Raw genomic sequence first — 14,181 nt, 5'->3', positions numbered from 1 at the left:
GAATTCCCTGTCTAATAGCAAAAGTCCTCTGAAAGAGGACTAATGAGTTCTTCAGTCCTCTTTCAGAGGACTTTCGCTTTGAGGCAGGGGTTTCAACCCCTGCCGGACTATGGATTGTGCGTTAAGTTGACACGCTTTGGGTAGTGCCGTGTTCCTACCCGATTTCTGTACTAGACTCAACTGAGAAATGCGATAAGTAGACACAAATAATTATGTAAATTAGCGAGATAAAAAGTCATGCAAGAGTTAAATAATTCATCTTCCGAATCCGCGCAGAAGTTTCGCAATCTTCAGACAGAATTACGCGAACGTTGGCGAGCTATCGAAGAATTTGACAGCGGAGATTGTGACATTATTATCATTCCTTCTGTCAGCTTAGATCAGCAAGAAATGCAGAAAGTTGAGGGTGTTTACCACTACGAAGAGCGGCATTTATTTTCATTGATTCGCCTGCGAAATCCCCGCACGCGCTTAATTTACATTACCTCGGAGCCCTTGCACCCGATGATTGTGGATTATTACCTGCAATTGCTGCCGGGAATTCCATTTTCTCACGCGCGCGATCGGCTTTTGCTGTTCAGTGCTTACGATGCTTCCGCCAAATCCCTCACCCAGAAAATTTTAGAGCGTCCCCGCTTGATGGAGCGCATTCGTCAAGCAGTGCGGCCGACAAAATCTTATATGGTTTGTTATAACTCGACGCCCTTAGAACGCGAGTTATCTGTTAAATTGGGGATTCCTTTGTGGGCCAGCGATCCCGATCTGTTATACTGGGGAACAAAAAGCGGCAGCAGGCAAATTTTTAAAGAATGTGGCGTGCCTTATCCTGACGGTTCCGAGTTGGTTTTTAATGCGGAAGATTTAGCGGAAGCTGCGGCCGCGTTGTGGGAACGGCAGCCGCATTTGCAGCGGATCGTAATTAAGTTAAATGAAGGTTTTTCGGGGGAAGGGAATGCAATTTTAGATCTGAAGTCCCTCGCAGGTAAAGCGCCTACAGAAAGAGCGAAGGCAATTGGCGATAGCTTCCATAATTTGCGCTTTCAAGCAACGGGCGAAACCTGGGAAAATTTTAGCAGCCGCATTCCCGAATTAGGGGCAATTGCCGAAGCATTTATCGAAGGAGAAGAAAAGTTATCGCCCAGCGTTCAAGGCAGAATTGTCCCCAGCGGCGAAGTAGAAATTCTCTCAACCCACGACCAAATTTTAGGAGGCCCAGACGGTCAAATTTTCTTAGGTTGCCGATTTCCTGCCGACGAATCTTATCGAATAGCGTTGCAGGAATTGGGATGGAAAGTAGGGCAAAACTTAGCTAAAAAAGGGGCTTTAGAGAGATTTGGAGTAGATTTTCTCGCTGTAAAGCAATCCGATGGGAAATGGGAGCTTCAAGCAATAGAAATTAACTTACGTAAAGGAGGCACAACTCATCCGTTTATGGCTTTGAAGCTGTTAACAAACGGTCGGTACGAACGTTCGACAGGATTATTTTACAGCCTGCAGGGCCGTCCAAAATATTATGTTGCTTCAGACAATTTGAAAAAAGAGCGCTATCGGGGATTATTACCGAACGATTTGATGGATATTATTGCTGACAATCAACTGCACTTTGACAGCGGTACTGAGACGGGCAGTGTGTTTCATTTAATGGGTTGTTTGTCTGAGTTTGGCAAATTGGGAGTGACGAGTATTGGCAATTCGCAGCAAGAAGCTGAGGATATGTATAACAAAGTTGTGAAAGTTCTCGATCGCGAAACCTCATACTAAATCTCATTTAACCATTAATTATTTGGTCGTGGAAAATGGCTAATAAGTAATTGGTACTTTAAACTGACAACCGCAGATTTTAATCTGCGGGTTGCGGGTTGTAGCTAATTTTTAGCGGGATAAAGGGGCGTGGGGTCGATCGAACCTGTGCGGTTGAGTGGCCAAAAACGCACAATTGCCCTACCGATGATATTTTGCTTGGGTACAAAGCCCCAGTAATGACTGTCACAGCTTGCGTTGCGGTTGTCGCCGAGCACCAAGTAAGAATTTTGAGCTACAACTACAGGCCCGTAGGGATACTGCGGAATTTCTTCAATATATTTTTCCTGTAGCGGCTGCTTGTTAATAAAAACTTTTCCCTCTCTGACTTCCACACTGTCCCCCGGCAGTCCGATCACTCGCTTGATATAGGCATCTTTGATCGGTGGCGGCTGTCCCGTGCACAAACTAGCCTGGTCAGGAGGCATAAATACGATAATATCTCCTCGCTGGGGTTCTTGGAATCGATAGCTTACCTTATCTATAATTAATCGATCGTTAATTTGTAAGGTTGGGAGCATTGAGCCGGTGGGAATGTAGCGTGCTTCGGCAACCAGGGTGCGGATACCAAAGGCCAAAAATGCTGCTAAGCCGATCGTCTTAATTCCTTCGATCCAAGGATTTTCGGTGTCTTGCGGAGGTTTTTCTTCGTCGGCTGACTTGTCTAGACGAGTCATAGGGTATTGTAGTGACTGAGCTGGATACGAATTATAAACTTAATAATGCTTCCATGCTAGCACGCTGTTTACTCAATTAATGATATCTTATGACTCCCAAATCAAGTTTGTTAATCCGTCGCGCTCGCATTCTTTTGCCCAATGGTGAGTTTTTGGTAGGAGATGTGCAAATCTGCGATGGCAAAATTGTCAAAGTTGCTGCTGAAATTGTCGAATCTGGCGATCGAGAAATAGATGCGAAAGGCTTAACTCTGTTGCCCGGAGTAATTGATCCCCAGGTACACTTCCGGGAACCTGGTTTAGAACACAAGGAAGACTTATTTACCGCTAGCTGTGCTTGCGCTAAAGGCGGCGTGACATCGTTTCTGGAAATGCCGAATACGCGACCTCTGACCACAACCCAAGCTGCCTTAGATGATAAACTAAGTCGCGCTGCCGAGAAGTGTTTGGTCAATTACGGCTTTTTTATTGGTGCAACGCCTGAGAATTTGCCGGATTTGTTGAATGCGAATCCGACTCCGGGAATTAAAATTTTTATGGGTTCGATGCACGGGCAGTTGTTGGTCGATGGAGAAGCAACTTTAGAGGCGATTTTTGCTGCAGGCGATCGACTAATTGCCGTGCACGCAGAAGACCAAGCTAGAATCAACCAGCGTCGTCAAGAATTTGCTGGTATTACCGATATTGCAGTTCACTCACAAATTCAAGACAATCAAGCAGCTTTATTAGCAACTCAGCTAGCATTAAAACTTTCTAATAAATATCAGCGCCGTCTGCACATTCTGCACCTTTCAACTGGGGATGAAGCTGAGTTGTTGCGCCAGGAAAAACCGAGTTGGGTGACAGCAGAAGTTACGCCGCAGCATTTGTTGTTAAATACCAGCGCCTATCAAAAAATTGGCAGTTTAGCTCAGATGAATCCGCCTTTGCGCGAGCCCCGCGATAACGAAATACTTTGGCAAGCTTTACTAGACGGCGTAATTGATTTTATCGCCACCGACCATGCGCCGCACACATTAGCAGAAAAAGCTCAAGATTATCCGAATACGCCGTCTGGAATGCCCGGAGTCGAAACTTCTTTGCCTTTGATGCTGACGCAAGCAGTAGAGGGAAGATGTACAGTTGCTCAAGTTGCTAATTGGATGTCGGCGGCAGTTGCTAAGGCTTATAAGATTCCGAACAAAGGGCAAATTGCACCGGGTTTTGATGCAGATTTAGTCTTAGTTGATTTGGAGAAATACCGCCCGGTGGTGGGCGCAGAGATGGCGAGCAAGTGCGGCTGGAGTTCCTTTGAAGGATGGAATTTAACTGGATGGCCAGTTGTGACTGTTGTTGGAGGAAAAGTTGTTTTTGAGAATGGTAAATTGGATACAAATGTGAGGGGAGAAGCATTGACATTTGACGCTGAGTAAGCATGAATTTAACTCAAGTGTTATAATTGGGTATTCCTGCATCGCAAAGGCGATTTTACCCATGCTTCTCCAAGAACTAGAAACACAACTCCTGGCCTTAACTCCTACTGAGAAAGCTGAAGCCATCCGGCTTTTAACCCAAAGTTTAAACAATAGCTGGCCAGGAATTACCAAAACTCCCGACGTGTGTGGCGGCGATGCTTGCATTGCCAAAACTAGACTTCCCGTTTGGCTGTTCGTGAGTTTGCGCCGTCAAGGTTCAAGTGATGCTGAAATTCTACAATTTTATCCCCAGTTGAATGCTGCCAACTTAGTAAATGTCTGGACTTATGCTGAGGCTAACTCCGAAGAAATTGAAACAGCACTCCGAGAAGAAGCAGCAGCAATGATGCAGGAAGTATAATTTATGGCACGTCTTTATGCAGATGAACAGTTCCCGTTTCCTGTTGTGGCTTTGCTGCGAAATTTAGGTCACGATGCCCTGACTATTCAAGAGGCAGGAAATGCCGGAGATGATGACCCCGAAGTATTAGCCTTTGCTGTGAATAACGATCGGGCGGTTATGACGCAAAATCGTCGGCATTTCATTCGCTTGCACGCTCAACAACCAAATCATGCTGGTATTATCGTGTGTACAGACGATAAAAATTTAGAAAGGTTGGCAACACGCATCAATGATGCTATTGCTGGTGAAGAAACTTTGAGAGGCAAATTGATTCGTGTCAACCGTCCGCAGTAAGTACGCGCTGAGATGTTGCACCATTCTCTCTTAACAGGCTTTCCGGCCTGTTCCACAAAGAGTGAATTTTCTTCTTGTGGAACAGGCCGGAAAGCCTGTTCAGAAAAGGCTGAGTGACAATGGGGCAACATCTAAATTCGATCGCCCTTTCTCACTTTTCCCATTGCCAATCCAATAAGTCGCCATTACCAATCACTTCAGCTTGCCGCCCGTTATCTAGATAACTCAAAGAAATTTGCCAATAATTTTCGGGCTTGTACTGCAATCTTTCCGCCCATTCGATCGCCACAATTCCCAAATCCATTTCTAACCCGTCCCAATAACTTTCTAAGTGCAAAGCCTCCACTTCTTCGGGTTCTAGTCGATACAAATCTAGATGATACAGCGGAATTCGCCCTCCAAAATACTCGTTTATCAGTGTAAAAGTAGGACTCTCAATCGAGTCTGAGATTCCTAAACCTTCAGCGATGCCTTGAACCAAGGTAGTTTTGCCCGCACCTAAATCTCCTTGTAATAAGATTACAGTGCCGACGGGGAGCGATCGACCTAACGCAGCACCAAACTTGTGCGTAGCCTCAGAATCGGGAAGCAAAGTTTTCATTTCCATAATTAGTCATTAGTCATTAGTCATTAGTCATTAGTCATTAGTCATTAGTCATTAGTCATTAGTCATTAGTCATTAGTTACTCGCTTGGGGCTGCTAATAACCAATAACATTAGTCTGCACCGTCAACAGTCAACAGTCAACAGTCAACAGTCATCAGTCAACAGTCAGCAGCTTAAATGTTTTGCGCGCGGCCGTACCAACGCAGCAACATCCCCGCCAACCTTTGCGAATTGTGGCGAATTAAACCCGTATTTTCATCTTCATCCATGACATTGGCGATGACAACTCGCCGCCCCAATTGCGTTACGGCTTCTCGATCGAGCACAACCGGATAAGAATCCTCCTGAGAATAGCGGATCAAAGCCTTTGCAGAAGGGACTTTTCCTTGAACGACTACAGCATCGAACAGCGGCCGACCGCAAGCGCGATCGATCGCCCGAATGTGGTCTGCAACACTGTATCCGTCAGTTTCCCCCGGCTGAGTCATAATATTGCAAACATAAATGCGCGGAACTTCGCTGTTGGCGATCGCATCAGCAATTTCCGGCACCAACAAATTCGGAATGACACTCGTATAAAGACTCCCCGGCCCAATAATAATAAAATCCGCTTCCCGAAGTGCTTGGGCTACCTTGGGCAACGCCGGAGGATTAGCAGGAGTGCAGCCAATTTTGATGATTTGCCCGTTAGCTTTTGTAATGCTGGACTCCCCCTCAATCCTGCGGCCGTCAGCGAGTTCTGCCCACAAAGAAACGTCGCTCAGAGTAGCCGGCAGCACTTCTCCCCTCACTGCTAAAACTTTAGAACTCGCCGCGATCGCCTGTTCCAAATCTCCAGCAATATCGCTCATCGCCGTCAAAAACAAATTCCCAAAACTGTGACCCACCAAACCGTCACCAGCCCGAAAGCGATATTGAAATAACTCAGTCAATAACTTTTCCTCATCTGCCAAAGCAGCCAAACAATTGCGAATGTCTCCCGGTGGCAATACCCCAATTTCCCGCCGCAGTCGCCCGGAAGACCCGCCATCATCCGCCACCGTGACAATAGCAGTGATTTTGGCACTGTAATCCTTCAATCCCCTGAGCAAGTTAGAAAGACCCGTACCGCCCCCAATTGCCACAATTTTCGGGCCGCGGTGCAAGCGGCGGTGGTTGAGGAGTCGATCGACCAGTTCCTCATTCCCTTCGGGCATCAGCACTTGAGTAATAGAGTTCAAACTGCGAGTTTGTCCCCACAGAATTAACAAAATCCCACCAGCAATGATGATCGGGCCCGACACGTAATTGGGAATAACTTCCGCAATCCACGCCAAAAAATTTCTCAATAATTGCAATAAGAAGAAAATGGGAGTCATCCCAGTCCAAATCGCTAAACCCAAAGTGGCAAGTACCACGCCGCTGGCACTAATCAGCAGCCACCGTTTCACTAACAGTCCGGGGGCTAACCACTTAAACCACTGGTGAACTCGCCCGTTCCGCAAAGAAGGGGGGTAAGGATTTCTGGATTGGGCAAAAACCTGCTTGGCTTTAGCCAAGACGCGGAGGGCTTTAGGAAGTGAACTAATTGACATGGTTAATTAGTCTTAAGGGTATTGGAACAGCTCGATCTGACAAATTTACAATACAAGAGAGTTTTGATTCTGGCAGTCAATTTAAGTAATTAGTGATTAGTCATGAGTCAGGAGTCATTAGGTAGACTGATGACTGATGACTGACAACTTATTGATAACATCCTATGGCTGAGCCACTAATCGAACTCAAGGGGGTAAGTAAGTCCTTCGGCCAGAACCCGATCCTCGATCGAGTCGATCTGAGGATTTATCGGGGAGAGGCCCTGGCAATTATTGGCCCTTCCGGGACGGGGAAATCTACGATTCTGCGGATAATTGCGGGTTTGTTGGCCCCGGATGCCGGTGAGGTTTTTGTTCAGGGACAGCGCAGGGTGGGATGGGTGGACGACGTGGCAGATCCGATCGGAATTGGGATGGTGTTTCAGCAAGCGGCTTTGTTTGATTCGCTGACGGTGGAGGAGAATGTCGGTTTTTTACTTTACCAGCATTCTAAGCTGCCGCGCCGCCGCATTCGGGAATTGGTGGAGGAAAAGTTGGAGATGGTGGGTTTGCCGCGAATTGGCGAACGCTATCCGGCGCAGTTGTCTGGGGGAATGCGGAAGCGGGTAAGTTTTGCCCGCGCGATCATGGCGAATCCTGATAATGACAGGGATAATCCAGAGGTTTTGCTGTACGACGAACCGACGGCGGGTTTAGATCCGATCGCTTCGACGGTAATTGAAGATTTAATCCGCGACTTGCAGGCTGCCCAAGGTGTTTGCAGCACTTATGCGATCGTCACTCACCAAGACAGTACCATCCGCCGCACTGCCGATCGCATCGTGTTTCTCTATCGAGGCAAAGTGCAGTGGGAGGGAACTGTCAGCGATATTGCATCGACAGATAATTTACTGATCAGACAATTTTTTAGCGGCAGTGTTACTGGGCCAATTCAAGCGCTTGGATAGTCATTAGTCATTAGTTATTAGTCATTAGTCATTAGTCACCAGTCATTAGTCAGCAGTCATTAGTTATTAAAGTCGAGGGCAATATGGCTACAAAAAGTTTTCAGGAATTGCGGGTTTATAAATTATCAGAACGACTAGCTGATGAAATTTGGAAAGCTGTTAACACTTGGGAGCCATTTGCCAAAAATACGATCGGCCAACAAATTGTCCGTTCAGCCGATAGCGTCGGTGCTAACATAGCAGAAGGAGTCGGACGCGGCAGCTATCAAGACAATAAACGTTTTGTCAAGATAGCTAGAGGTTCTTTATATGAAACTCAACACTGGTTGAGACGAGCTTACACTCGAAACCTTTTAACTGTTGAACAAGTCAATATATTCACAGCAATCATTAATGACTTAGCTCCTCAATTAAACTCCTACCTACAATCTATCGGGTCATCCCCTAAAGAGCACGAGCAATAACTCACAAATAATAACTGAGGCCTAACAACTAATGACTAATGACCAATGACTAATGACCAATGACTAATGACTAATGACCAATGACCAATGACCAATGACTAAGGAGGTAATATGCAATCGCGAACTGTAAGAGAAGGTTCTGTCGGGTTTTTAATTTTAGTAGGAATCGGTTTATTTGGTGGCTTAGTGCTCTGGCTGCGGGGCGTGCAGGTAGGGAACCGCAGCTACAAATTCGCCGTAGAATTTGGCAGCGCCCAAGGAATGCAAATCGGCACGCCCATCAGGTATCGCGGGGTTGCAGTCGGTAAAATTACCGCCCTCCAACCGGGTTCCAACGGCGTAGACGTGACGCTGGAGATTGCCCCCGGTACTTTAGTGATTCCCAGGGATGTTACGATCGAAGCGAATAAATCGGGTTTAATTGGCGAATCGTCGATCGACATTACCCCCAACTCGATTTTGCCAGAATCATTACTTACCGCTAATCCCGTTAGTGCCAACTGTCCCCCGGAAATTATCTGCCAAAATTCGCGCTTAAAAGGTCAAGCTGGAGTCACTATCGACGAACTAATTAAATCCACAGTCCGCCTAGCTAATTTCTACACTGACCCCGCGCTGTTCAACAATATTAAATCTCTTGCAGAAAATACAGCCAACACAGCTAAAGGTGCAGCTAAACTCACTCAAGATTTATCGACTTTAACTCAAACTGCCCAAGCGGAAATAAAAACTTTAAATCAATCTGTAAGGGGAGACCTTGGGAGCTTAAATCAATCTGTAAAAACCGAAATAGCAGGTTTAAATCAATCCTTAAAGGGGGAAGCCCGCAGTTTAAATCAATCCTTAAAGGGAGAAGCAAGCATCTTAAATCAATCGCTCAAGACGGAAATATCAGCAGTCGCCGCTGATGTTTCTAAAGTAGCAGCTACGGCGGACACTTCCACAAAAGCAGTATCTGCCGCTGCGATAAATTCTGCTAATTCAGTAACTCAAGCAGCCAATCAAATTACATTAACAGCCAACCAAGTCAATTCTTTAGTAGCAACCAACCGCGGCAGTTTAGTCTCAACTCTGAATAACATCAATCAAAGCAGTCAGGAACTGCGGGTAGCTGTCAGCAGTTTGAGTCCGACAATTAATCGAATCAACCAAGGACAATTGCTGAACAATTTAGAAGTTTTATCAGCGAATGCTGCCCAAGCTTCTAGTAATTTGCGAGATTTATCCAGCCAGGTAAACAATCCCGCCAATTTGCTATTATTGCAGCAAACTCTAGATTCTGCACGAGCTACATTTCAGAACGTGCAGAAAATTACTTCCGACGTGGATGATTTGACGGGAGATCCGGCTTTTCGCAACAATATTCGCAGGTTGTTCAACGGATTAGGAGGCTTGTTGGGTTCGACAGAACAACTGCGACAGCAAGTTAAAGTGACTCAAACATTAGCTCCCCTTTCTGAGAAAGTAAATGCGAGTACACCTGCCACAAATCAATCAGTAGAGCCTGGATTTCCTCGCTTGCAAAAACAGCCAAAATTGCCTGTTGTACCTTCTCAAACTGCAAGATCAGCAGAACCATTGGCTCCCGAAAAAACTCCTTAAAACACGGTATCATTGAATAACCGCCAGTGCAATTTTCGCGACTTACTCTAGTTAGTAATGTTGGCAATACGCACTTTAATTACAGCGAGTTAATAAGGTGCGGCTTTCGCACCCGGCATTAAACTTATTGTCCAAATTCTATTAAGAAAAAACTCTTTATGTCGCAACCAGGAAAACCAATGACGCAAACATTATCGAAACCGGAGGCAAGCAAAATCAAGTATACTATAACTTGGGAAAAATTGCCCGACGACTTTAAATTAGCCGACGATCCTGTGGAAAACATCGACCAACCACTTTTAGCTGCGGCCCTGCGAGAAGCATTGGATCTCGCAGGATTTATCCTAGCTTCAATGCTAATAGCTTCCAATTTTGGACTCTGTGCCAAAGTTAACGACAAAATAGTAGTAAAAGCCCCTGATTGGGTGTACGTTCCCTCGGTATTGCCAGCAGAACCAGGAGAAGTTCGCCGCAGTTATACGCGCAATGCTGAGGGAGAAGTACCTGCTGTAGTGATGGAATTTTTATCGGATACTGACGGCAGTGAATATTCAAATAAACCGACATATCCTTACGGAAAATGGCGGTTTTATGAGCGAATTTTGCAAGTACCGATTTATGTAATTTTTGAACCAAAATCGGGAGTATTGGAAGTGTACAGACTCTCGACTTCTGGAGAATACGAATTGCAAGAACCGGATGCTAATCAGCGATTCTGGATAGAATCAATGGGTTTATTTCTGGGGGTTTGGGAAGGTGAAAAATCTCAGAGGACGGGTTATTGGTTGCGCTGGTGGGATGAGAATGCCAATTTGCTGCTGTGGGGTGCGGAACGGGTGGAACAGGAACGCCAGCGCGCCGAAGAGGAACGCCAGCGCGCCGAAGAGGAACGCCAGAGGGCCGATCGACTAATGGCATACTTGATTCGTCAGGGTATCGATCCTGATGGCATTTGAAGGTATGGGAGGTCGATCGACCTTTGGGCCCTTAATCCAATCCCATTTTGATTGCAAAATCGAGTCAGCAAGGACGTTTGAGATTAAAAATAACCACAATTAAGGAGCGATCGGCATGACTTCAACAACATTAGAAGAAAAATTAGATCGGCTTTCTGATGAATTAGCCTCAGCACTAGAAGCGGAACGCCAGCGTGCTCCTGAACTCACATCTTTGCTACCGCGTTACCGAGCTCGGTTTGGGGAAATGCCAGAGAGTAATGGCTAAAAAGTAAGGGTGCGATCGCGCTTCACCGATATCGATCGCCCGCGTGTTATTTTCACCTAAATGTCCTTGACAAATCTCAGTTTTTGTGGTTATGAGAAATTGTCTCAAATTTTAAATGGCGAAGGGCGATCGTTTGGCGATCGAACTTGGGCAATCTAGAGATAGGTGCTTTGCGAGTACCGTGAAAACAGCGAGGCCAAGAGTTAGCAATGGAAAGTACACAGAAAAAATCTAGCCCTCGTCCAGTTAATAAGGGCGATCGAATTAAGCAGATTTTTGCGTTAGTATCAATGGTTGGCTTTGCTGGTTCTACGATTTTTGGTATTGTGAGTCTGTTCGGCAGCGGTTTGAGCAGCCAGCACCAGCAAAAATCTGCTCCGGTAGCAGTTTCTCAGGAATCTTTGCTGGCGGCGCAAGAACGGGGATATGAGACGGTTTTGCAGCGCGAACCGCAGAATCAGACGGCTCTGGAGGGGTTGGCAAATGTGCGGTTGCAAATGAATAATAAGGTGGGGGCGATCGAGCCTTTGGAGAAGTTGGTGAAGCTAAATCCCGATCGGGCGGATTATAAGGTATTGTTGGGGCAGGCGAAGGGGAAGTAGTCGCGGAAAGGGGGGAGTTCTGATGTATCTTCTCCATTGGCTTCTCTGCCATCTCCCCTACCATCGCAATATCTACCCATATCATCGTTAATTATCTATTTATTTTATCTCAAGGTTTTAGCATGGCAATCTTCGTTCCCAGCCTAAAGAAAAGCGGACATTTAGATAATATTCACGTAACAGTATGCCTCGTTGGCTCTCGTAAGATCGCAGACAAAGATGACTATGGGAGTCAGGGGTGGGATATTTTTGCACCTAATCTTACTATCTATGGATTCGATGCTGATGAAGCTGCTTGTCATGAGGCTAACGCCACTATAGAAGCTCGAAAAATAAATTGGACTGAAAAACATATTCCACTAGCTCTGGGAAATTCTGTAGGAACATCCACAATTTATCTTACTAAACACCCAGGTTGCAGTTCACTATATCCTCCCAGCGATTTCTATATTGAGCGGTTTGTCGGAAATTCTCAGCTAATTGAGCTAGTTTCTACTGTGGAGGTTGAGATAACAACTTTAGATTCTTTTTGCCAATCAGAAGCAGTTAACGAGATTGATTTTATACAACTAGACGTTCAGGGGGCAGAGCTTCTGGTTTTAAAAGGAGCTTCTAGTATTTTAAAAAGTAGCACTCTAGCGATTGTAACAGAAGTAGAGTTTACAGAAATATACAAGGGTCAACCTTTGTTTGGGGATGTAGATGTGTACCTGAGAGAACAAGGATTTACACTTTTTGATTTATGTAATATACATCGTGACTGTCGCCGAATGCCTGTAGTGTCACCGGACCACTATGGAGTCTTAGTCTGGTCTGATGCTTTTTATTTTCGGGATCTGATTCGGGAAGACTTGAATACAGAATTAAAGACACCCGATCAAATACTAAAATTAGCTTGTATCGCTGATGTTATGAACTTTCCTGACTATGCTCTGGAACTTCTAGCGTATTTGACCCTGCAATATGGCGACGATATAAGATATAACTTGGCTGACAATATTATAGAGAGCTTAGCGGAAATTCCCGAGCTAGTTAAGCTGGGACTAAGTTCATTGCCTATTATTGCTAAAATTCGAGATTACAGCAGCGGTTACAGTGCCACATCTGTGTTAAACGATCGAAGTAATTGGCAACAAAGAGGTAATTCATGCTTGTTTTTAGGAGACTATTCTCAAGCAGCGAGTATTTATGAGCAAGCTATAGAAGCTGAACCAAACATTAAATCCCACTATTGGCATTTGGGGTTGATGCTGCTTTTGCAAGACCAAGAAGCCGAAGCTCTAACAGTCTGGTTCACAGGTATACTTGATGACAATGCCGAACAAATGGAAGAATGCACATCTGAACTAATAGGAGTTATACAAACAGAAGCACAGCGCCGAGAAAGAGTCACCGACTATGCTGTTGCTCGCCTACTCCGGCAACACATCCGGGAAATAGATCCCACCGACCTAAATAATTTGTTAAAGATTGTCGCTCTTTCTATTAATATGAAGAGTTTTACAAATCAAGACCTAATATCCTTGGGAATTGTTGAGTTGTTGCGCTCGGAGTTGTACCCCGTTAATTCCGATTTACTATTACAAGTTCTTCAAAGCATTTTAGATTGTGTACCCTACGAACAATCTACCCTGGAATTTGCAACAGCTTGTCAGCGTTATGCCTCCGATTCTCAAGCATTTGTTAAGGTATTGATGCTAGCGAACCCTAAAATCCCAGATCCCCAAAATGTAGACGCTTCCACTCAAAAATATTCATATTTAGACGAAGAAACTATTATTGATAAATATTTAAACCTATTAAATATAGAAAACAAATACTGTGTCGATATAGCGGCTAGTGATGGGATAACTATGTCAAACACTTATTTTTTATACAAGCAAGGATGGAGTGGGTTAGCAGTAGAATATGATAGCCAACTATTTACCAAATTAGCACTTAGATATACTGAATTTGAAAAAGTAAACTTAAGTAAGTGCATGGTGACACCTGAAAACGTAGTTTCTCTTATGAAAACACATCAAGTCCCCGAAAGCTTTAGTTTTCTCAATCTTGATATAGATGGTTATGATTATTTTGTATTAGACAAAATACTGAGTTCATTTAGACCTTTGTTGATCAGCGTAGAAATCAATGAGAAAATCCCACCACCTCTAAAGTTTACTGTTAACTATAGCCCCAATTATGTTTGGAATAACGATCACTTTTTTGGTCAAAGTATTTCACAGTTAAATATTCTGTGCCAACAGTATAACTATGCTATCGTAGAGTTACATTATAATAATGCTTTCTTGATTCCTCAAGAAATCAGTCCAGTAACTTCACTTACACCAGAGGAAGCCTACAGAAGGGGGTATCTCGATAAACCTGACCGGAAAAATAAATTTCCGTGGAATGCTGATATAGAGCAAGTTCATAATTTATCTCCTCAAGAAGCCTTGATTTATATCACTAACTTTTTTTCTAACTATGAAGGAAAATTTACCTGCTACATATAATTTTAGTAATTAGGCGTTTAATGAAAAGAATATAAA

The 14,181-nt window shown here is 44.6% G+C and carries 14 protein-coding genes; 11 read left to right on the top strand and 3 right to left on the bottom strand.

Translation table 11 applies throughout. The features are described 5' to 3' along the window. Positions 1–237 precede the first annotated feature (237 nt). Complete coding sequence (locus QUB06_RS13440) at positions 238–1,761, top strand: peptide ligase PGM1-related protein (protein ID WP_333435663.1); 1,524 nt, start codon at positions 238–240, stop codon at positions 1,759–1,761. A 104-nt stretch (positions 1,762–1,865) separates the two neighbouring features. Here the strand turns inward: QUB06_RS13440 and lepB are convergent, their stop codons facing one another. Then, a complete protein-coding gene (lepB, locus tag QUB06_RS13435) occupies positions 1,866–2,477 on the bottom strand; it encodes a signal peptidase I (RefSeq protein ID WP_333289032.1) in 612 nt (203 codons plus the stop codon). Between the two features lie 89 nt (positions 2,478–2,566). Between lepB and QUB06_RS13430 the strand changes: the two genes are divergently transcribed. The 3 genes from QUB06_RS13430 to QUB06_RS13420 all read left to right on the top strand — a co-directional run bounded on the left by QUB06_RS13430 (position 2,567) and on the right by QUB06_RS13420 (position 4,628). Beyond that, positions 2,567–3,889, top strand: a complete 1,323-nt coding sequence (locus tag QUB06_RS13430; RefSeq protein ID WP_333435662.1) for a dihydroorotase — start codon at positions 2,567–2,569, stop codon at positions 3,887–3,889. Between the two features lie 61 nt (positions 3,890–3,950). Next, complete coding sequence (locus QUB06_RS13425; protein ID WP_333435661.1) at positions 3,951–4,292, top strand: DUF433 domain-containing protein; 342 nt, start codon at positions 3,951–3,953, stop codon at positions 4,290–4,292. 3 nt (positions 4,293–4,295) lie between these two features. Next, positions 4,296–4,628 carry a DUF5615 family PIN-like protein gene (locus QUB06_RS13420; protein ID WP_333289036.1) on the top strand — a complete coding sequence of 111 codons (333 nt, stop codon included), beginning with the start codon at positions 4,296–4,298 and terminating at the stop codon, positions 4,626–4,628. 151 nt (positions 4,629–4,779) lie between these two features. Here QUB06_RS13420 and tsaE read toward each other — a convergent pair whose 3' ends face one another. Continuing rightward, entirely contained in the window at positions 4,780–5,229 is a 450-nt protein-coding gene (gene tsaE / locus QUB06_RS13415) for a tRNA (adenosine(37)-N6)-threonylcarbamoyltransferase complex ATPase subunit type 1 TsaE (RefSeq protein ID WP_333435693.1), read from the bottom strand. 178 nt (positions 5,230–5,407) lie between these two features. Next, a complete protein-coding gene (locus QUB06_RS13410) occupies positions 5,408–6,808 on the bottom strand; it encodes a gluconeogenesis factor YvcK family protein (protein ID WP_333157026.1) in 1,401 nt (466 codons plus the stop codon). A gap of 164 nt (positions 6,809–6,972) precedes the next feature. Between QUB06_RS13410 and QUB06_RS13405 the strand changes: the two genes are divergently transcribed. The 7 genes from QUB06_RS13405 to QUB06_RS13375 all read left to right on the top strand — a co-directional run bounded on the left by QUB06_RS13405 (position 6,973) and on the right by QUB06_RS13375 (position 14,145). Further along, positions 6,973–7,755 carry an ATP-binding cassette domain-containing protein gene (locus tag QUB06_RS13405; RefSeq protein ID WP_333036901.1) on the top strand — a complete coding sequence of 261 codons (783 nt, stop codon included), beginning with the start codon at positions 6,973–6,975 and terminating at the stop codon, positions 7,753–7,755. An 83-nt stretch (positions 7,756–7,838) separates the two neighbouring features. Next, positions 7,839–8,219, top strand: coding sequence for a four helix bundle protein (locus QUB06_RS13400; RefSeq protein WP_333289042.1), 381 nt, complete (start codon positions 7,839–7,841; stop codon positions 8,217–8,219). Positions 8,220–8,330: 111 nt separating this feature from the next. Continuing rightward, positions 8,331–9,821, top strand: a complete 1,491-nt coding sequence (locus QUB06_RS13395; protein WP_333435660.1) for an MlaD family protein — start codon at positions 8,331–8,333, stop codon at positions 9,819–9,821. Positions 9,822–10,000: 179 nt separating this feature from the next. After that, complete coding sequence (locus QUB06_RS13390; protein WP_333435659.1) at positions 10,001–10,777, top strand: Uma2 family endonuclease; 777 nt, start codon at positions 10,001–10,003, stop codon at positions 10,775–10,777. A gap of 115 nt (positions 10,778–10,892) precedes the next feature. Next, a complete protein-coding gene (locus tag QUB06_RS13385; RefSeq protein WP_333435658.1) occupies positions 10,893–11,045 on the top strand; it encodes a hypothetical protein in 153 nt (50 codons plus the stop codon). A gap of 209 nt (positions 11,046–11,254) precedes the next feature. Then, positions 11,255–11,647, top strand: coding sequence for a tetratricopeptide repeat protein (locus tag QUB06_RS13380; protein ID WP_333435657.1), 393 nt, complete (start codon positions 11,255–11,257; stop codon positions 11,645–11,647). 122 nt (positions 11,648–11,769) lie between these two features. Beyond that, entirely contained in the window at positions 11,770–14,145 is a 2,376-nt protein-coding gene (locus tag QUB06_RS13375) for an FkbM family methyltransferase (RefSeq protein ID WP_333435656.1), read from the top strand. Positions 14,146–14,181 lie beyond the last annotated feature (36 nt).

This window comes from Microcoleus sp. D2_18a_D3, assembly GCF_036702455.1.
Lineage (GTDB): Bacteria > Cyanobacteriota > Cyanobacteriia > Cyanobacteriales > Microcoleaceae > Microcoleus.
Note: the sequence above shows the minus strand (reverse complement) of the source record. Positions and strands in the feature narration are given on the sequence as shown.